Here is an 18,101-nt window from a genome sequence, read left to right as displayed (position 1 = left end):
ATGGTTTTTTGGGGTTATTTCTTGAGTTGCTCCCCACAGTTGGAGCAGGTAGTAAGTTCCGGATTTGACCAGAACCTTTCCATGATGGGTGGAAGCTGATTTACGATGTCGGTGATTTCGGCATATTCCTCGTAAAGTTTGTGGCCGCAGTTTTCGCAGTGCCAGATGAACCCGTCGAGTTCGCCGGGCCTTCGGTAGCGTTCAAAAACCAATCCTAGGGTATTGGCCGGCCGGCGGGGGCTGTGGGGTACTTTTCCCGGAAGCAAGAACATCTCACCCTCTTTGATGATGATGTCCCTGGGCTCGCCCTCATCAATGACCTTCAGGGTGATGTCCCCTTCGATTTGGTAGAATACCTCCTCGCCTTCGTTGTAGTGGTAGTCTTTTCGGGAATTTGGCCCACCTACCACCATGACGATAAAGTCTTTGTTGTCATGAAAAACCTGCCGGTTTCCCACGGGTGGTTTGAGCAGGTGGCGGTGGTCGTCTATCCATTTTTGGAAATTGATGGGCTGGGGTAATGCCATGGTTTGGATTCTTTTTTGCTTTGAAATCAAACAATAAATGTATAAAATTTCTCTCAGTTTTTGCCTTAATTTGTTATCAGACTAAAATCCCTCAAAATGAGCTACCCTATAATTGACACCCACTGTGACCTGCTTTCCTACTTGGCCAAAGTGCCAAATGCCGATCCCCAGAGCAGGGATATTGCCTGCGGAATTCCCTTTCTCAAGGAGGGAAACGTGAAGCTGCAGGTCATGGCCATCTACACGGACGTGGCGCCTGGGAGCATGGAGGTAGCCACCAAGCAGGTGGGAAAGTTCAAGGCTATGCTCAATATGCATCAGGATGACGTTTGCTTGGCGGACAGGGACTTTTTGGCCTCCCTAGGGAATGAGTCGAAAATTGGGGCCGTTTGCGCCATTGAAAATGCTGCTGGGCTGGGAGATGAAAATGCCGATTGGACGGCCATTTATACCCAATTGGACAATATCATAGCCAATACCGGCCGACTGGCCTATATTTCCCTTACCCACCATACCGAAAACCGCTTTGGCGGGGGGAATTATACCGAAGTGGGGCTGAAAGACGACGGCAGAAGGCTGCTTGATTATATTTCCGGCAAGCAGATCGCCATTGACCTTTCCCATACCTCAGATTGGTTGGCTCAAGGGATTTTGGAACACATTACCGTCAAGCAGCTGGACGTGCCGGTAATTGCCAGCCATTCAAATTTCAGGGCCATCTGGGACCACAGAAGAAATTTAACGGATGAATTTGCCAAGGAAATCATTCATAGGAAAGGGATTATAGGGGTAAATTTTTTGAGGGCATTTTTGGACAATGCCGTTCCCGAGCGGATTTTTGACCACATCAAGCACGGGTTTGCCATTGGGGCAGAAGACTGCATCTGCTTCGGTGCGGACTTCTTTTACACCAAAGATTTCCCCGACAAGAGCAGGCATCCATTCTATTACCCGCTGGTGGAAGATGCCTCCAAATACCCATCTGTCCTGGAAAGCTTAAAGAGTGATCTAAGCGGTGAACAGCTTGAAAAACTGGCCTATAAAAATGCCCAGAGGTTCTTTAAATCAGTTTGGAAATAAGATGCATAGTCCACAGTCCACAGTCGATGGTCGACTGTGGACCATGATCAACCATCAACCAACACCACCATGTCATCACATCATTTTGTAAAGGAAAATCAGGAGCCGGCATTGGTCATACTTGGCCTTGAAGGTTTGGATTATGATACTATAGCGCCATTGTTGGAGTGGGTGCCTACTGTGGTGGTTACTGAAGAAACCGTTGAAAAGGTCATTTCTTTGGGGATAAAAATAGATCTCATTTTAGCCTCTGAAGGATTTCAAAAGGAAAACATCCATCTGCTTGAGGAGCAGTACCCGGTAAGGTTTATGACCGCCAAAGAAGGCAATTATCTGGAAGAAGGCCTTCAATACCTGGTCGCTTCCAAGCATTCTGCGGTGAACATCTTGGGGTATGACCACCTGAAGGTTTTTAGTCTCTCGGACAAACTGGAGTTTTTGAATATCGTGATCTGGGATGGGCCTATGCGGTATTTTCCGGTGAAGGGAGGAAGGTTAAAGAAATACTTTTCAACCGGCTCGCTGCAGCTTCATGCTGCTGAGGATTCCTTTGTGGAGATGGTATATGCTGAGGGCAGCGAACTGATTCAGATCAAGCATGCCACCTTCGTCGAAGTGGAGGAGGGCATGGTGGAGTTGAAAGCCAAGGACCTGTTTTGGGTTGGGGAACTTCAGGGCGTACAACCGTAGACAATCCTGTCTTTTCCATTGAGGTCTTGATAGATACTTACCTTCTCATAGCCTAACGCTCCCATCAATTCCTTGGTCTCCTGACCAAAAGCCTCATTGATCTCAAAATAAAGAGTTCCCCCCGGCTTTAAGGCTTTCAAGCCTTTTTCGGCTATTGTTCTGTAAAAAATCAGTGGGTCTTCATCGCTTACAAACAGGGCCAGGTGCGGTTCGTGGGATAAAACGTTAGCCTGCATCTGGGCTTTTTCAAGTTCCCGGACATAGGGAGGATTGCTCACCAGGATGTCCAGATCGGGATAGGGGATGTCGGCCGATAAAATATCCGCTTGGTGAAAATCAACCGCGGCATCTAGCAGCATTGCATTTTCCATGGCAACTTTCAACGCCTCATGGCTGACATCGAGACCAAATACTTTAGCCTCCGGAATTTCCAAGGCCAGGGTGATGGGAATGCAGCCGGTTCCGGTGCCTATGTCCAGGATTTTTGGAGATGGCAGGCGGTTTTCCTTCAGGATCAGGTGTACCAGTTCCTCCGTTTCATTTCTTGGGATCAGCACCGCGGGTGTGACCTTAAATTCCCGACCGTAGAAAGGGGCCTTTCCGAGAATGTACTGGATGGGAACTTCCTGCTTCACTTTTTGCAAGGCTTCCAAAAAGGAGGCTTTATCATCTTTTATGGATTTGTCCTGCAAAACTTCCATTCTCCTGAAATTGAAAAAGTGTTCAAACAGCCATAAAACTAGGCTTTCCGCCTCCTGTTTGGGATAGGTGGAGGAAAGTTCGGTAACTGATTCTAGGAAGAGTTCTTTGGAGGATGGCACAGCTCTTTGTTGGGTTTGTTCGCAAATTTACTTAAACAATTGTGCTTTCAATAAAAGAATTTTTTTGTAACTTATTTGTGTTATAGCTTTATATACGATGATGTGAACATGAAATTAACGCTATCCATAAAAAAGTCAGTGATTGAGGGAGCGGAAAAATATGCTTCTGAGAAGGGTATTAACCTTTCAGAAATCGTGGAAACCTATTTGGTTAAATTAGCCAAAAATCAGGAACATGAGCCTTCTTCTCAAAAAGGGATAAGGTCTTTAAAAGGGATACTTAAAAATAGTGAGGATGTAGACTACAAGAAAACCATAGAAGAGGAAATTTTCAAAAAACATGGATAATATTTTTTTGGATACAGATGTTATTCTGGATTTTTTGTTAAATAGGGAGCCTTTTTCGAACCATATGGATCAGCTTTTTATCTTGTCCGAAAAGGGCAATGTCAATTTTTATGCTTCTTCATTAAGTTTCAATAATTTTTATTATATATCCAGAAAGACATTAGGGCATAAAAAGGCAGTAAAGATTTTACAAGAATTGATTGATACCATTCATGTTCTTAATGTTGGTAAGGAGGAAATTAAGAAAGCTTTAGATGGAGATTTTGCTGACTTTGAAGATGGTCTTCAAGAGGCAGCTGCTCTAAATGTTTTTGATTTAAAAGCCATTTTAACTAGAAATAAAAAGGATTTTAAAAACTCTGTTTTTAAGATATTAAGTCCTGAAGAGTATTTGGGGCTCAATGAATAGGATCTTTTATTTCTTTATTTCCCCTATTAATCCAAAAATAAAACCCCACTGCCCCGATCGCATACATCAGCACATCCCACCAGTCCCTGGTATATACTTCGGACCGCATCGGGAGAATGACTTCGAAGATCAGACTGAAATACAGTACAGCCACTGCTATTTGGGTTTTGGTGAAAACGAACTTGGCCTTTAATGAATGAAACCAGCGGAAAGCCTGCAGTGTGAGTCCCAGCACCACCGGCATGGCCAAAAGATCATCCAAATAAGCATGCACATACGGGATAAATATTCCCTGCACTTTTTCCAAGTATTGGTTTACCCAAAACAAGATGCAGCAGACAATGAAAAAAGGGTTTTTAAATACGCTCATCAGCCGGGCAAAGCGGCAATCAGCCAAGCAATAAAGGAAAGGATGGACATGTAGATGATGTAGAAGGTATTGCCGACTTTCTTCCAGAATTTGACAAAGTCACTGTCATCTTCGCGAATATAAAAAATCCAGCTTTCAGCGCGCTCCTGAGCCTTCTGGCGATCCCTGTTTCTGTGCTCAAGGTCTTCTCCACCCAGTGGCTTGCCGCAGTGATCACAGGGGTCTTCCAGTTTTTGGTTCCAATCGGACCATTTTCCGCAGTGTGGACATCTTTTTTCTCCCATATCACAAAATTAACCTTTTCTTTTAAACCATACCCTGAAGCAAGAAATATACCCGATGGGTTTCTTATCCTTTCAAATTGAACCATAAGCCCATATGAAATGATTATCTTTGTGGATTAAAATTTAAAAATATATATGAAACTTCACTCCAACACGGTTTACGGTGTGGTAAATGCCCTTGATGAGATCTTCTTCAACAACAAATATGCGGATAAAGTCATTGAAAAAACTTTGAAGTCCAATCCCAAATGGGGAGCCAGAGACCGGGGTTTTATTGCCGAAAGCGTATATGAGATGGTCCGCTGGTGGAGGCTAATCAATGAGGTGAGCCCATCAGATGATATTTTTCATCTTTTCGCCACCTACTGGCTCATGCAGGGCAACACCTTGCCACCATGGAGGGAGTTTGAAGGAGTGGATGACTCCAGAATAAAATATAATTACGACACTATCCGCGAAAGGGCCATCCTGCAGTCCATTCCAGACTGGATGGATGAGATGGGCGAAAACCTGCTCGGGGATAAATGGGATGAGGAACTCGATACCCTCAACCAGCAAGCCCAAGTGGTGATCCGTGCCAACTCCCTTAAGACCACCAAGGAGGATCTGATGAACCGACTTGGTGAAGACGGGGTGGAAACGTACGCTCCAAAAGGCTACCGTGACGCCCTTGTGTTGGCCAAAAGACAAAATATTTTCAGACACCCGGCATTTAAGGAAGGCCTTTTTGAAGTGCAGGATGCCTCTTCCCAGTTGGTAGCCTCTGCTTTGGAGGTGGAGCCGGGCATGCGGGTGATTGATGCCTGTGCGGGTGCGGGGGGCAAATCCCTTCATCTGGCCGCGCTCATGGAAAATAAGGGCAGGATCCTTTCCATGGATATTGAGGAGTGGAAACTGAAAAACACCAAGCTGAGGGCCAGAAGGGCTGGAGTAAGCATCATAGAGCCAAGAGTCATAGAAAGCAACAAAACTATCAAGCGATTGGCGGAGTCTGCAGACAGGTTGCTTTTGGATGTGCCTTGCTCAGGTTTGGGCGTGTTGAAGCGAAATCCGGACACCAAATGGAAACTCACCCCTGAGTCTATTTCCAAGGTTCAGGAAGTGCAGCAGGAGATCATTCAGGATTATTCCAGTATGCTCAAGCCTGGGGGAATGATGGTCTATGCCACCTGCAGCATCCTCCCTACCGAAAACCAGCTGCAAGTGGAGAAATTCCTCAACAGTGAAAAAGGAAAAGGCTTCGAGTTGATTAGCGATGAGAAGGTTTTGGCCCATGAGAGTGGATTTGATGGGTTTTATATAGCTAGGTTGAAGAAAAAGTGATTGTACTAAGTACAATGTACTAGGTACTAAGTATAGTGGTTCAGGCCAAGTTGAGGCACAGAATTAAGCGTTGAAAAATGGACTGTATCTTAGTACTTTGTACCTTGTACATAGTACAATAAATGTCTATATTTATCTAAAATTCAGATAAATATGGACCTCGAGATGATGTTTACCATTGTCAATGCTGTGGCTCTGTTGAGCTGGGTGTTGCTGTTTGCTTTTTATCATACCCATTGGGTCTACCCCTCACTTTTTTCGGGGGTCATCGTATTTTTGGCCGCGGTCTACCTTTATTATATCAGTGTTGGGTTTACCGGAGGGGCCGAAGGGGGATTTAACAGCCTCAGGGAGGTCCGCATGCTTTTCCAGGATGATTATGCATTGCTGGGCGGCTGGGTGCATTACCTTGCCTTCGACCTTTTTGTGGGCATGTGGGTAGCCAAGGATGCCCATTACCGTAAAATTAACCGCTGGCTGCTGCTTCCCTGCCTTTTCCTGACCTTTATGCTTGGCCCTGTGGGTTTGCTGCTGTATCTGGTGATCAGAGCGCTGAAAGCAGGGGAGGTGGTTCAGTATCCATTTGCTAAGTCGACGGACTTTGCTCCTTAAATAAAAAAATGGGCCACAAAGGCACGAGGGCGCAAAGGTTTATTGAAGAAAAAGGGGTCACGAAGTCGCGCTGAGTTAAAAAGAAGTCGCATGAAGGGATTTCTTTAAAAAATGGCCACAAAGACCCAAAGGCGCTAGGGTAGAGTGAGGAAAAATGGGTCACGAAGTCGTACTAAGTTAAAAAGAAGTCGAAAAAAAATGGCCACTAAGGCGCGAGGGCGCAAAGGTTTATTGAAGAAAAATGGGTCACGAAGGACACCAATATTAAAAGGAGTCGCAAGAAGTGAAAAATGATCACAATGATGCTGAATGGCTAAGAATAACGCCTGATTTAAAATGTTTTTGTACATAGTACCTAGTACATAGTACCCAAAAAATAAACGCATGTACACCCTGAAATACAAAACAACCGCAAATTTCTTTCGAGAACTGTATGTGAGAAATCCGCTTCTGGTGACCTTTGGGGTAGCCAATGGTTTGGGTTTTTTGGCGGTGCTGGCCATTTCGATGTTTGATCACCGCATGCTCCTTGGCGTGAATGTATGGGTGAAGCCCATGAAGTTTTTTATTTCCATTGCAATATTCGTAATGACCCTAGCCTGGTACATGGCCTATATTCCCTCTCCCAAAAAAGTGAGGCTCATCTCGATTGGGATAATAGCGGTGATGGGGCTAGAAATACTGATTATAGCAGGTCAGGCCAGCATGGGCAAGCTTTCCCATTTCAACGTTTCCTCCCCCTTTGATGGTTTGCTGTTTTCCCTGATGGGGATGGCGATTGTGGTAAACACCCTGTTGGTATTATGGGCGTTTGTCCTATTTCGTAAAGCCCAGGGCCTTCCCCGGGGCTATAAACTGGCAATCCAACTGGGGATGGCGATCTTTATCCTTGCCAGCCTGGAGGGGTTTGTTATGGTATCAAACTTGGGGCACACCATCGGAGCCGAAGATGGGCAACCCGGCTGGTTTTTCCTCAACTGGGCATATCAGTACGGGGACCTCAGAGTGGCCCACTTCCTTGGTCTACATGCCCTGCAGGCAGTACCGTTATTTGCTTGGTTTGTGAGCAAGGATAAGGTTAGGCCAGTGGTGATCTTCGCATTGGTGTACGGATTGCTATCCCTAGCCACCTTCCTACAGGCGCTCGCCGGTTTGCCATTGATTTTTATGAACTGAAATTAGGTCTATTAAAAATTGGTCACAAAGGTCGCACGAAGTTAAAAAGAAGTAGCAGGATGGATTGCCACCCTATTACTACTTTAGCTTTCCCAAGCTTTTTATTTTTCTCCGCGAAAAGGAAAACTCTGTGAAACTCGGTGTAAAACTCTGCGGAACTCTGTGCCCCTTTTGGTCTGTTGGCAAATACTTAATACATAGTACCTAGTACACAAACCTACCAAACAATCCCTCCAATACCCTGCCTTTCAGTCAAAAATCTTTGGATTTATTTTTTGGGGATTTGATTCGGATATAAAAAAGTTTGTATATTTGACGGGCAAATAGGGTTACCTAACCAATATTTGCTATGAATCGAAACTCAGATAAATTCCTCTTTGAAGCGCTCACCTACGATGACGTGCTTCTTGTGCCGGGTTACTCAGAAGTACTACCACGCGACACCAACACCTCCACCCAACTTACCAAAAACATCAGACTCAACATTCCGTTGGTGTCTGCGGCTATGGACACCGTGACCGAAGCTGAACTGGCCATTGCCATCGCTTTGGAAGGGGGACTAGGCTTTATCCACAAAAACATGAGTATTGAGCAGCAGGCCGCCCAGGTCCGCAAGGTGAAAAGATCCCAAAGTGGGATGATCCTGGATCCTGTCACGCTTGATATTGAAGCCAAAGTGAGAGACGCTGAGGCCATCATGAGCGAACATAAGATCGGTGGCATCCCGGTGATCAATGAAAACCGCGAGCTAATGGGAATCATCACCAACCGTGACCTCCGCTTTATCAAGGATCCAAACCGCCTGATCAAAGATATCATGACTTCCGAAAACCTCGTGACAGCCAAGGGCGGGATCACCCTGGAGCAGGCTGAGGAAATCCTTCAGGAGTATAAAATCGAGAAACTTCCCATCATAGATGAGGATAACAAGCTTTTGGGCTTGATTACCTACAAGGATATCCTTAAGAGAAAAGACAAGCCAAACGCCTGTAAGGATGAGTATGGTAGATTGAGAGTAGGAGCGGCCGTAGGGGTGACTGCTGATATCGAATCCCGCGTGGAGGCTCTCAAAAATGCAGGAGTGGACGTGGTAAGTATTGATACCGCCCACGGACATTCCAAAGGAGTGATCGAAACCTGCAAAAAGATCAAAGACAAATTCCCAGAACTTGACGTGATTGTTGGCAATATCGCCACTCCGGAAGCGGCCATAGCTTTGGCCGAAGCCGGCGCTGATGCGGTAAAAGTAGGCGTAGGACCGGGTAGTATCTGTACCACCAGGGTAATTGCCGGAGTGGGTGTACCCCAGCTATCCGCGGTATTTGAATGTGCCGAGGCACTTAAAGGAAAAGGCGTGGCTGTGATTGCCGATGGCGGGATCCGCTATTCTGGTGATGTGGTCAAAGCCATTGCTGCAGGTGCAGATGCCATCATGGTCGGGTCACTGCTTGCCGGAACCGAAGAGGCTCCAGGGGAGATGATCATCTATGAAGGAAGAAAATTCAAGTCTTACCGTGGTATGGGCTCTTTGGAAGCCATGGAGTCAGGTTCCAAAGACCGCTACTTCCAAGATGCCGAAGACAATATCAAAAAGCTTGTTCCGGAAGGAATTGTGGGCCGTGTGGCCTTCAAGGGACTTGTGCAGGAAGTGCTTTACCAATTGGTGGGAGGACTTCAGGCCGGTATGGGTTACTGTGGTACGCAGTCTATTGATGATCTGCAGAAAAACGGCAAGTTTGTGAAAATCACCGCTGCCGGTGTCCGCGAATCCCACCCCCACGATGTAAACATCACCCGCGAAGCGCCAAATTATAGCGCGAAGTTTTAAATACGAAATCCCTGTGTGTAGGGGTGAAAAATTTTTCACCCCTACACACAGGGATTTTTTTTACAAATTCATCTCTAAGCCTTTCTTAATCAGTTCCGTGGCGTTGTTGACCTCTAGTTTTTGGTGGATTTTTTTACGGTGGGCCTCTATGGTGTGCACGCTGAGGCAGAGCTTGTCGGCAATGTCCTTATTGGCCAGGCCCTCTACCACTATGAACTTCAGAATCTCGGTTTCCCGACGGGAAAGTTTGAATTTTTCCTTATACACATCCAGGTAAATTTCTTCGCTGGCTTGCTTGAGCACATTGGGGTAGTGGAGGATGTGGCGGTTTTCTACCACTTCATAGATGGTATACACCAGCTCATCCGGATCGGCATCTTTGAGTATATAGGCATCAATACCCTCTTTTACACAGGCTTTGAATATTTCCTCATCATCATACATGGAGAGCACGATGATCTTGCAGCGCTGACAGGTTTTGCGGATGTTTTTGATCAGGTTCATCCCGTCCATGCCGGGCATGTTGAGATCAGTGAGTACCATATGCGGCTGGGGCCTATATTCCTTCAGATGGTTTAGCACTTCCAGTCCGTTTTGGAATATTCCATCCACTTGGATTTCCTCATCCTTCTCCAACAAACCCGCTATCCCTTTGGCAAACATCTTATGGTCGTCTGCCAGCACTATCCTGATCATGATTTCTTATTTTAAATTCTTACCCAATTTAAGGTTAAAGAATCAATTTGGCAAAATAAGTTTGATGGAGGTTCCCCTTCCGGGAAAGGAGTCTATTTGGGCTTTCCCGCCTATGCTTTTCATGCGGCTTTCGATATGGTGCAGGCCCATGCCCTGGCTGGCCTGGGAAGTGTCGAAGCCAAGCCCGTCGTCACTGATTTCCAGTTGCGTATTGTTCTGGCTGCTTTCAATTTTTATTTTGAGCAAGCTGGGCTGGGCATGTTTGATGGCGTTATTGAGGCATTCCTGGGTTAGGCGCGCCAGTACAAGCTTGTGATCCTGAGGCAGGTCATCCAGCGGGGTATCATATTCGAGTTTTGTTTGGCAAAATCCGGTCTTCTCGATCTTTTCCAATTCCTTTTCTATAAAATCCTTAACGCCAATCCCTTCGATCCAGCTTAGGTTGAGTGCTTTGGATAGGCTTCGCACCTCTTTGATGGCCTGTGTGAGGAGCTTTTTGGATTCAAAAACCTGCTCGGGCCCACCTTGGTTTAAATTCAATTTGGCCAGGGATAGCATCTGCCCAATGTTATCATGTAGCTCTTGGCCTATGTACTCCAGCGTCTGCTCTTGCATCTCTTTTTCCACCCTTAAGATGGTATGCTCGTATTCTGCTTGTAATAATGCCACCTGCTGTTTGTTTTTAAGCTGTTTTTGGCGGTGGAATATTACCATGAAGATGATGCACATGGCCAGAATTAACGTAATTGAGATTCCCGCAAGAATAATTATGTAAACTTCGAAAGTTGTAGGGGAATTCATCTTCTGGATGCAATAGTCTTTTCTTTGAAAATATACGGCGTGTAGAAGGAAAAGGCGAATATGAGATAAGAGGTGGCGCTTAGGAACCTTACCACTGCTCGTAAATTTAAAAATAGCTCTTTATTCATCTCATACAAAACCTGGATAGAGCTAAAATAAATGGCCGTAGAACTATAAAAAATTAAAATTCCGCTTACGATCCATATATGAGGAATTCCAAAAATGTTCTGATTTTCATATTGACCTTGCAAAATTACATCTATAAAAAACTTAACACAACATCCAATTATTATAAGACTAATTATCGAATAGGAATAGGTATGAAAAACGGATGTTATATCTTGGAAAAAAAGTGTGTTAGCAATACCCCATAAAATAAATCCTAACATTGAAAACCTTACTGCTTTTCTAAATTTTGCATCCTCTGATATTAAGGTGAAATATAGTAAAATCAAAAGGCTTTCAATGTATACAAATGCTATATTGTATAATAAGGAATTGTTTATTGACCTGATTTTTAAATAATACCCAGTCATTTCTAATATCAACACCAACCCAATAATGAAGAAGAATAGCCTATGGATAGGCTCATAGTTGTTCTTTTTTAAGAAAAAAACCGGAATGGTAATGAGAAATGAAATGAAAATGAAAGTATTATATAAATCCATGGGCAATTCGATTAAATGTCGCCTCCACAGTGGGGTGGACAAAGCTGGCCCCCATTCTCTATTTGCTCATCCTTAGTAGGATCCTCATTATCGTTGGAGGCGGCCAATACCACGGTAAGTTGACCTGTATAGTCATGGCCGCTTTCCTCTAGGTAGTCATTTCCATATTCAGCAAAGAATATCTTTAGCCCCCCCTTTTTTTCGTCAGTCTGGGCAAGCAGCTTTTCGATGGTGTGCCTATCAAACCATATCGATCGGGATTGCTCAGTGATTACTTTGCCCTCCCTGTTCGTCGCAGGTTTGCCGATACCTACTTCTTTTCTGTAATTGGCGGTTAACTTTTTTAGTTCTTCAAGTTTCATGATTTTAGGTATAAGGTGTTCTAATTTATTAAGGATATTTTAATTCTCCATGATGATCAGGAAAATTTATAGGTTTTGGCAAAGAGGGTAGGGGCAAATAAGGACATGCCTATGATCAAAAGCATCAATCCGCCCAAGGAATGACTGAAATTCAATGCGGTCTGTATCAGGGAGATTTCTGCCTGCGGATACATATACAGGATCCCCAGCATAAATATACTCTCCAAATAAAAGATGATTACCCCTATGCTCACCCAAAAATTGGAGATGGACAACAGGTTTTGATCGGCAAATTCCTCGGCGGTGAAGTTTTCATATAAGGACTTCCCTGCCAGGATTAGGACCAAAGTCCAGAGCGGGACGTAGTTGATATAATGCATGTGATGGGGAGCGTCCATTTGCCAGTCTATACGCAGGCTCGGGATGAGCAGCATCAGTAACATGATGCCTATGACCAGCACCCTATTTCTTAAGATAGGTAGCTGCTGGGAAAAATAGTAGGTCAATATAGCAGGCACCACATAAAACCAGCTCAGGGTATACATGATGTTTTTGTTGATGGCTTTGGTAATCAGAAATTGGTTCAGTGTCTCAAAAATGAATACCAATATCAGACAAATCAGCAACAAGACTTCCGATTTCTGAAAACTGGACTGCTTCTGGATCAGGTAGCCCAAGGCCACCAGGGCGCTCAGGCATATTAACAGTAAATAGATTGGTGAACTCATGATAAAAATCCTTGTGGTTGACCATTCAAAGTAACCATATACTGGCCACATAAAAAATACCCCGATCGGGGTATTTTTCCATAAAAAAAGCCGCTGGAGTAATCCAGCGGCTTTTTAATGTTGGGGAAATTTTTGCTTAAGCAACCTTTTTGGTTTCCTCTGCAGCTTTTTCCTGGGCAATTTCTCTCTTCATCAAATCCACTACGATCGGAGATGCAATGTAGATGGAAGAATAGGTACCCACCAATACACCAATCAAGAGTGCAAAGGAGAAGCCTGCCAATACCTCACCACCAAACACCAACAATACCAATACCACGATAAGGGTAGTAGCAGAGGTGATCAGGGTTCTGGACATGGTTTGGTTGATCGCGTCGTTGAACATGGTTACCAACTTGGAAGTACCTCTGTTGGAGATGTTTTCACGGATACGGTCAAATACAATCACGGTATCATTTATAGAGTAACCTACTACCGTCAGCATGGCAGCGATGAATACCTGATCGATCTCGAAAGTGGCTCCCAATGCACTAGCAATGGCAAATGCTGCAATCACAAAGGCTGTATCGTGTACCAAGGCAATGATAGATGCCAAGGAGAACTGCCACTTGCGGAACCTCAACAAGATGTAAAGGAAGATGGCTACCAAAGCAAAGAACATTGCCTCCATAGAAGAGTTCTTAATATCATCCGCTACGGTAGCGCCCACTTTGGATGAACCGATTAGTGCAAACGAGTTTGCCTCCAATCTTCTGGCATCATTTACTCGATTGAATCCTGTGATTTCGGTGATACCTGCCAAGACTCTTTCTTCCACTTCTCTGTTAGCCTCATCAGAATCTTCGTTGATCAGATAAGAGGTGGTGATTTTAAGGATATTGTTTCCTCCAAAAGTTTTGGCTTCCACTGAGCCGTCCATCTGAGCATCAAGACCTGTTTTGATGTCAGTAGTAGTTACCGGTTCGCTAAACTCAACTGTGTAGGTACGCCCACCGGTGAAGTCCACACCGAATTTAAGGCCGTTTACGGCTGCTACGGCAAGACCAACGACAATGATACCCGTAGAGATGATATAGGCCACCTTACGCTTGCTCATGAAGTCGATGTTCAAGTTGGAAAGGGCGTTTCTGGAATAAGGCGTGGAGAAAGAGATGGAGCTCTTGTCGCCTTTCTTGCTCATCCAGTATACAATCACTCTGGTGATGAATACAGCAGAGAAGAATGAAGATGCAATACCGATCATCAATACGATGGCAAAACCTTTTACAGGTCCCTGGCCGAGTGCATAAAGGATAGCACCGGTAAGGAAAGTAGTCACGTTTGAATCCAAGATTGCGCTGAAGGCTTTGTTGTAACCGCTGCTGATCGCCTGAAGGATACCTGCACCGTTTCTAAGCTCCTCTTTGATACGCTCAAAGATCAAGACGTTGGCATCAATCGACATACCGATGGTCAATACGATACCCGCGATACCAGGCAAGGTAAGCGCAGCTCCCAACTGGGCAAGGATACCCAAGATAAAGAAGATGTTGAATACCAAAGCCGCAATGGCGATAAATCCACCTTTGGCAAAGTAGGCTACCATGAATAATACCACTAGCACCAAGCCAGCCACCATGGAGTAGATCCCCTGATTTTGGGCTTCTACACCCAATGTAGCACCGATCATGGCTTCTTCCACGATTCTGGTAGGAGCAGGTAGCGTACCTGATTTCAGGATGTTGGCCAAATCCTTGGCTTCTTCGATAGTGAAGTTACCGGTGATTTCAGATTGTCCCGAAGGGATCTCACCCTGCACGGTAGGGGCAGTATATACATAGTCATCCAATACTACGGCGATTCTTCTACCGATGCTCTCTGAAGTCAATTTTCTCCACTTTCTGGCACCATCGGCATTCATCTGCATGCTTACCGCAGGTCTGGAGCTCTGGTCATAAGACTGGCGCGCATCGGTGATCACATCACCTTCCAATGGAGCCTGCTCGGTTCCTCTTGGAGTTTTGATGGCGTGCAGTTCAAGCAATTCCTGTCCGTCAGCTTTCTGAGGCTTCACAGACCATAGGAATCTTACGTCTCTTGGCAATACGGATCTTACATCCTCACGGGCCAAAATTCTGTTGATCGTTACGGTATCTTTCAGGTCATACACCAAGCCGTAGTTGGCCTGAAGTAAGGATAGCAATGGGGATACATCAGATGAGAAGTCGTCACCATCTGCTCCTTCGGCAAGCTGACGGGCAAGGTCGCCTTCCTCATCATCTTCGTCGCCGTCCTGCTCAGGCTGCTCAGCCGGCTCTTGGCCTGCACCTCTCTGCGCCTGCGCTTCAGCTACCAGGATAGCATTGGCTCTCTCGATGGCATCGCCAAACTCGTTGATCTCGGCCACTTCCCAAAACTGTAGCTTGGCTACACCTTGAAGTAGGTTTCTTACCCGCTCAGGGTTGTCCACGCCTGGAAGCTCAATCTGGATTCTTCCCGAACTCTGGATACGCTGGATGTTTGGCTGTGCAGTACCGAAACGGTCCACACGGGTTCTAAGAATGTTGAAGGAACGCTCGATGGCGTTTTCCACCTCATTGTCGATAAGTTTCAATACCTCGGCATCAGAAGTCTCCAAAGAGATACGGCCTCTGTTGGCTGCTGTCGCAAATACGGAGTTTAACTTTCTGTCGCCGGCTTTTTCTTTCCAGGCATCATAAAAGATGTCCACAAACTTCTCATTGCTGGTTTTGGCTCTTTCCTGGGCCGTTTCCACAGCCTGGTTGAACGTAGCGTCCTTGCTGTTTCCGGAAAGGCCTCTTACGATTTCCACTGGAGATACTTCTAGGGTCACGTGCATCCCGCCCTGAAGGTCAAGACCAAGACCCAGTTCGGTCTCTTTTACCTCTTTGTAGGTAAACTCAGCTCCTAGGAACCTGTAGACCGGCAGCCTCCATACGGAGTCAAGGTAAGATTGCTTTTTGCTAAAATCCACATTGCCCACATTGTCCGTGGCATATGCTTCGGCGTCTCTTTGGACGCGGTTAGAGATAAATGTAAATGACAGGTAGTACAGGCAAAGCGCTGTAATGATTACCGTCAAAAACACTATGACACCTTTGTTACGCATAGTAATAATTGATATAAAGTAAATTGATTGATTTTTTTAAAATGGGAGTGAGGGCATAGCAATGCCATCTGCCTGAGTGCTCAGGCGGCTGAGGGTAGCAAAAAATGAATTAGGGGGCGTTGGGAGAAATAATCCTGGTCAACAGGATCTCCAAAAAATGGCTGGGATAGCGGGAAATTTGCTCCTTTACGGTGAAGGTTTCCTTTTCAAACCCGATGATCTCATAGATGAAGTACAGGGCAGTCTGGGCGATGGTGGTAGCAAAGGGTACCACGGCATCCACGGCCACATCAATGAATGTTTCATTTTCATCAGTGTCCTTGTCGCTGCCAGCAGCCTGCTCCATCTTGGATTTGGCCGAATCAAACATAATAAACCTCTCTGACCCGGAGATCAGGATGCAGAAAAACACTACCATCAATATGGTAACCCTTTCCTTCAATAGGCTTCTATTTTTTCTGTTTCGATTCATTAACGGCAAATATAAAGATATTTCAATACATCTCCACTTTTTTAAAAAGAATTTAGGAGCAGAATGGTTCCGGGTAGTAAGGATTTATTTGTCAATGAGTTAGGGAGTGGTTTATGGCTTATGGTTTAAAGTTTATGGGGTGACGTTGTTTTCCGCTGCCAACCTTTGAGTGTTTAATTGCGCCCATCGCTAGGCTGCTTAGTACATAGTACATTGTACGTAGTACACATTTGGTACAAAGTACCAGGTACCAAGTACATCGCAGGTCAGACTGCTTTCCCCAATCTCTGGCCTTTCCGGGTGTTTTTGCGTTCGTGCTACGCACTCATTTTTTTATTCGTGGTGTTTATTGGGGCAAGGTGCCTAGTGGGATCTCAGGAAGTCCCTTGCGTCCCCTCGCGCGCTAAACCTCTAAACCTCCCGCCGCGCGATAGCGCCGGGTAATAACCCTTTAAACTGATGATTTAATAAGCCTTAGTTCCCTCTATATTATCTCAGCTTTTAGTTTTAGATAGGACTTTACCAAGTCAAGAGCGCGGTCGAAGCTGTCGTTGTTGGGTACGATGATGTCGGCTTCGTGTTTGAAGGGTTCAATGTACTTTTCATAGGTGGGCATCACGTGTTTTTCATACCTATATAATACATCATCCAGATCATAGCCTCTTTCCACCTTGTCGCGTACGATGCGGCGCTTGAGTTTGATATAGTCCTTGGCGTCAATGAAGACCTTCAGATCCAGCAAATCAGCAAGTTCTGGATAATATAATACGAAGATCCCCTCGACCACCACTACGGGCGCCGGCTTGAATTCCAGCATTTTGGGGATTTTGTTGGGGTTGTTGAAGGTGTATTCCTGACGGTAAACGGTTTCTCCGTTATGGATTTTGCGGATGTCTTCGGCGTATTGCTCGAAATCTATGGAGTGGGGGGTGTCAAAGTTGTGGATACCGCGGTCATCCAGGGGTTGCTGGTGACGGGGCTTGTAATAGTTGTCCTGGGAAATTAAGCAGACTTGATGGGGTTCGAAAGAGTTGAGCAACCTTTCCAGAAAGAGGGTTTTGCCTGAGGCGCTCCCTCCGGTGATCCCCACGATGTATGGTTTATTCATGGGGGACAAAATTATAAAAAAACTTTCAATCTCCCTGCTCTCAGAAATAAGAATGCAGAAAATCGGCCAGTTTTTCCACTGCCTGCCCGCGGTGACTGATCTGGTTTTTGTCTTCCAGGCTCATTTCAGCAAAGGTCACCTCAAAATCCGCCGGCTTGAATACAGAATCATAGCCAAACCCCTTTTCCCCCGATCTGCCCACCGTGATTTCCCCTTGGGCGATGCCTTCAAACTTGTGTTCCTCTCCCTCCAGAATCAGTGCGATGACGGTTCGAAACCTGGCGGAGCGGTTGGCATGGCCTTTCAGTTTTTCCAGCAAAAGATCAATATTGCGTTCATCACTTCTCGGTTCGCCGGCAAATCTGCCCGAATACACCCCGGGGGCATTGTCCAGGGCTTCCACTTCCAGTCCTGTATCATCCGCAAAGCAGCTCACCCCGTAATTGTCATAAACATACCTAGCTTTCTCAAATGCATTATATTCCAGGGTATCGCCCGTTTCGGGCAGCTCTACTTCGCATCCTATGTCTTTAAGGGACAGGAGGGTATAGTTTTCACCCAAGGCGGCTTTTACTTCTTCTATCTTTTTGGGGTTGTTGGTGGCAAAGCAGATCTTCATTTCTCTTGTTTTTTTTTATTTGTTATATGGGTTGATTTATGAATGAATGAACGGTGGTGAGGGTGTTTTG

At 45.4% G+C, this 18,101-nt stretch carries 20 protein-coding genes; 8 read left to right on the top strand and 12 right to left on the bottom strand.

The window, feature by feature from the left end:
• Positions 1-14 precede the first annotated feature (14 nt).
• Positions 15-527 (bottom strand): 3-hydroxyanthranilate 3,4-dioxygenase, encoded by a 513-nt coding sequence (locus tag KI659_RS10160; protein ID WP_213945236.1) that lies wholly within the window; start codon positions 525-527, stop codon positions 15-17.
• A 96-nt stretch (positions 528-623) separates the two neighbouring features.
• Here KI659_RS10160 and KI659_RS10155 point away from each other — a divergent pair, with 96 nt between their 5' ends.
• Both KI659_RS10155 and KI659_RS10150 read left to right on the top strand, forming a co-directional pair.
• Entirely contained in the window at positions 624-1,607 is a 984-nt protein-coding gene (locus KI659_RS10155; RefSeq protein WP_213945235.1) for a dipeptidase, read from the top strand.
• A 69-nt stretch (positions 1,608-1,676) separates the two neighbouring features.
• Positions 1,677-2,297 (top strand): thiamine pyrophosphokinase, encoded by a 621-nt coding sequence (locus KI659_RS10150; RefSeq protein WP_213945234.1) that lies wholly within the window; start codon positions 1,677-1,679, stop codon positions 2,295-2,297.
• Here KI659_RS10150 and prmC read toward each other — a convergent pair.
• On the bottom strand, positions 2,279-3,118 hold the full coding sequence (gene prmC / locus KI659_RS10145; RefSeq protein WP_213945233.1) for a peptide chain release factor N(5)-glutamine methyltransferase: 840 nt from the start codon (positions 3,116-3,118) through the stop codon (positions 2,279-2,281). The two genes, KI659_RS10150 and prmC, sit on opposite strands and share 19 nt — an antisense overlap.
• A gap of 108 nt (positions 3,119-3,226) precedes the next feature.
• On the opposite strand from prmC, the gene KI659_RS10140 reads away from it, so the two are divergent.
• Together KI659_RS10140 and KI659_RS10135 are read left to right on the top strand one after the other, a co-directional pair.
• Positions 3,227-3,466: a DUF6364 family protein gene (locus KI659_RS10140; RefSeq protein WP_246535357.1), complete on the top strand. Its 240-nt coding sequence runs from the start codon at positions 3,227-3,229 to the stop codon at positions 3,464-3,466.
• Positions 3,459-3,875: a type II toxin-antitoxin system VapC family toxin gene (locus KI659_RS10135; protein WP_213945231.1), complete on the top strand. Its 417-nt coding sequence runs from the start codon at positions 3,459-3,461 to the stop codon at positions 3,873-3,875. The genes KI659_RS10140 and KI659_RS10135 overlap by 8 nt, the downstream gene beginning before the upstream one ends.
• Here the strand turns inward: KI659_RS10135 and KI659_RS10130 are convergent.
• Both KI659_RS10130 and KI659_RS10125 read right to left on the bottom strand, forming a co-directional pair.
• On the bottom strand, positions 3,865-4,245 hold the full coding sequence (locus tag KI659_RS10130; RefSeq protein ID WP_213945230.1) for a magnesium citrate secondary transporter: 381 nt from the start codon (positions 4,243-4,245) through the stop codon (positions 3,865-3,867). The genes KI659_RS10135 and KI659_RS10130 overlap by 11 nt on opposite strands.
• Positions 4,245-4,529, bottom strand: a complete 285-nt coding sequence (locus KI659_RS10125) for a hypothetical protein (RefSeq protein WP_213945229.1) — start codon at positions 4,527-4,529, stop codon at positions 4,245-4,247. The genes KI659_RS10130 and KI659_RS10125 overlap by 1 nt, the downstream gene beginning before the upstream one ends.
• 135 nt (positions 4,530-4,664) lie before the next feature.
• Between KI659_RS10125 and KI659_RS10120 the strand changes: the two genes are divergently transcribed.
• The 4 genes from KI659_RS10120 to guaB all read left to right on the top strand — a co-directional run bounded on the left by KI659_RS10120 (position 4,665) and on the right by guaB (position 9,468).
• Positions 4,665-5,852, top strand: a complete 1,188-nt coding sequence (locus KI659_RS10120; RefSeq protein WP_213945228.1) for an RsmB/NOP family class I SAM-dependent RNA methyltransferase — start codon at positions 4,665-4,667, stop codon at positions 5,850-5,852.
• A 153-nt stretch (positions 5,853-6,005) separates the two neighbouring features.
• Entirely contained in the window at positions 6,006-6,464 is a 459-nt protein-coding gene (locus KI659_RS10115; RefSeq protein WP_213945227.1) for an ABA4-like family protein, read from the top strand.
• 384 nt (positions 6,465-6,848) lie between these two features.
• Positions 6,849-7,640, top strand: coding sequence for a hypothetical protein (locus KI659_RS10110; protein WP_213945226.1), 792 nt, complete (start codon positions 6,849-6,851; stop codon positions 7,638-7,640).
• A gap of 349 nt (positions 7,641-7,989) precedes the next feature.
• Positions 7,990-9,468, top strand: a complete 1,479-nt coding sequence (gene guaB / locus KI659_RS10105; protein ID WP_213945225.1) for an IMP dehydrogenase — start codon at positions 7,990-7,992, stop codon at positions 9,466-9,468.
• Between the two features lie 60 nt (positions 9,469-9,528).
• Here the strand turns inward: guaB and KI659_RS10100 are convergent, their stop codons facing one another.
• From KI659_RS10100 to KI659_RS10065, 8 genes are all read right to left on the bottom strand, one after another.
• Entirely contained in the window at positions 9,529-10,164 is a 636-nt protein-coding gene (locus tag KI659_RS10100) for a response regulator transcription factor (RefSeq protein ID WP_213945224.1), read from the bottom strand.
• A gap of 42 nt (positions 10,165-10,206) precedes the next feature.
• Entirely contained in the window at positions 10,207-10,893 is a 687-nt protein-coding gene (locus tag KI659_RS10095) for a sensor histidine kinase (protein WP_317195952.1), read from the bottom strand.
• Positions 10,894-11,644: 751 nt separating this feature from the next.
• Positions 11,645-11,995 (bottom strand): hypothetical protein, encoded by a 351-nt coding sequence (locus KI659_RS10090; protein WP_213945222.1) that lies wholly within the window; start codon positions 11,993-11,995, stop codon positions 11,645-11,647.
• A gap of 56 nt (positions 11,996-12,051) precedes the next feature.
• Entirely contained in the window at positions 12,052-12,723 is a 672-nt protein-coding gene (locus KI659_RS10085; RefSeq protein WP_213945221.1) for a hypothetical protein, read from the bottom strand.
• Between the two features lie 136 nt (positions 12,724-12,859).
• Positions 12,860-15,832 carry a protein translocase subunit SecDF gene (secDF, locus tag KI659_RS10080; protein WP_213945220.1) on the bottom strand — a complete coding sequence of 991 codons (2,973 nt, stop codon included), beginning with the start codon at positions 15,830-15,832 and terminating at the stop codon, positions 12,860-12,862.
• Positions 15,833-15,941: 109 nt separating this feature from the next.
• A complete protein-coding gene (locus KI659_RS10075; RefSeq protein WP_213945219.1) occupies positions 15,942-16,304 on the bottom strand; it encodes a hypothetical protein in 363 nt (120 codons plus the stop codon).
• Positions 16,305-16,788: 484 nt separating this feature from the next.
• Positions 16,789-17,412: a uridine kinase gene (gene udk, locus KI659_RS10070; protein WP_213945218.1), complete on the bottom strand. Its 624-nt coding sequence runs from the start codon at positions 17,410-17,412 to the stop codon at positions 16,789-16,791.
• A 40-nt stretch (positions 17,413-17,452) separates the two neighbouring features.
• Complete coding sequence (locus KI659_RS10065) at positions 17,453-18,031, bottom strand: non-canonical purine NTP diphosphatase (RefSeq protein WP_213945217.1); 579 nt, start codon at positions 18,029-18,031, stop codon at positions 17,453-17,455.
• Positions 18,032-18,101 lie beyond the last annotated feature (70 nt).

Source organism: Litoribacter ruber, assembly GCF_018449405.1.
Classification (GTDB): domain Bacteria; phylum Bacteroidota; class Bacteroidia; order Cytophagales; family Cyclobacteriaceae; genus Litoribacter; species Litoribacter ruber.
This window is presented reverse-complemented; position numbering and strand designations above follow the sequence as displayed.

Coding starts and splice junctions, on each gene's coding strand:
- KI659_RS10160 (WP_213945236.1), bottom strand. CDS start 527: ATGGCATTACCCCAGCCCATCAATTTCCAAAAATGGATAGACGACCAC.
- KI659_RS10155 (WP_213945235.1), top strand. CDS start 624: ATGAGCTACCCTATAATTGACACCCACTGTGACCTGCTTTCCTACTTG.
- KI659_RS10150 (WP_213945234.1), top strand. CDS start 1,677: ATGTCATCACATCATTTTGTAAAGGAAAATCAGGAGCCGGCATTGGTC.
- KI659_RS10140 (WP_246535357.1), top strand. CDS start 3,227: ATGAAATTAACGCTATCCATAAAAAAGTCAGTGATTGAGGGAGCGGAA.
- KI659_RS10135 (WP_213945231.1), top strand. CDS start 3,459: ATGGATAATATTTTTTTGGATACAGATGTTATTCTGGATTTTTTGTTA.
- KI659_RS10130 (WP_213945230.1), bottom strand. CDS start 4,245: ATGAGCGTATTTAAAAACCCTTTTTTCATTGTCTGCTGCATCTTGTTT.
- KI659_RS10125 (WP_213945229.1), bottom strand. CDS start 4,529: ATGGGAGAAAAAAGATGTCCACACTGCGGAAAATGGTCCGATTGGAAC.
- KI659_RS10120 (WP_213945228.1), top strand. CDS start 4,665: ATGAAACTTCACTCCAACACGGTTTACGGTGTGGTAAATGCCCTTGAT.
- KI659_RS10115 (WP_213945227.1), top strand. CDS start 6,006: ATGGACCTCGAGATGATGTTTACCATTGTCAATGCTGTGGCTCTGTTG.
- KI659_RS10110 (WP_213945226.1), top strand. CDS start 6,849: ATGTACACCCTGAAATACAAAACAACCGCAAATTTCTTTCGAGAACTG.
- guaB (WP_213945225.1), top strand. CDS start 7,990: ATGAATCGAAACTCAGATAAATTCCTCTTTGAAGCGCTCACCTACGAT.
- KI659_RS10100 (WP_213945224.1), bottom strand. CDS start 10,164: ATGATCAGGATAGTGCTGGCAGACGACCATAAGATGTTTGCCAAAGGG.
- KI659_RS10095 (WP_317195952.1), bottom strand. CDS start 10,893: ATGTGCATCATCTTCATGGTAATATTCCACCGCCAAAAACAGCTTAAA.
- KI659_RS10090 (WP_213945222.1), bottom strand. CDS start 11,995: ATGAAACTTGAAGAACTAAAAAAGTTAACCGCCAATTACAGAAAAGAA.
- KI659_RS10085 (WP_213945221.1), bottom strand. CDS start 12,723: ATGAGTTCACCAATCTATTTACTGTTAATATGCCTGAGCGCCCTGGTG.
- secDF (WP_213945220.1), bottom strand. CDS start 15,832: ATGCGTAACAAAGGTGTCATAGTGTTTTTGACGGTAATCATTACAGCG.
- KI659_RS10075 (WP_213945219.1), bottom strand. CDS start 16,304: ATGAATCGAAACAGAAAAAATAGAAGCCTATTGAAGGAAAGGGTTACC.
- udk (WP_213945218.1), bottom strand. CDS start 17,412: ATGAATAAACCATACATCGTGGGGATCACCGGAGGGAGCGCCTCAGGC.
- KI659_RS10065 (WP_213945217.1), bottom strand. CDS start 18,031: ATGAAGATCTGCTTTGCCACCAACAACCCCAAAAAGATAGAAGAAGTA.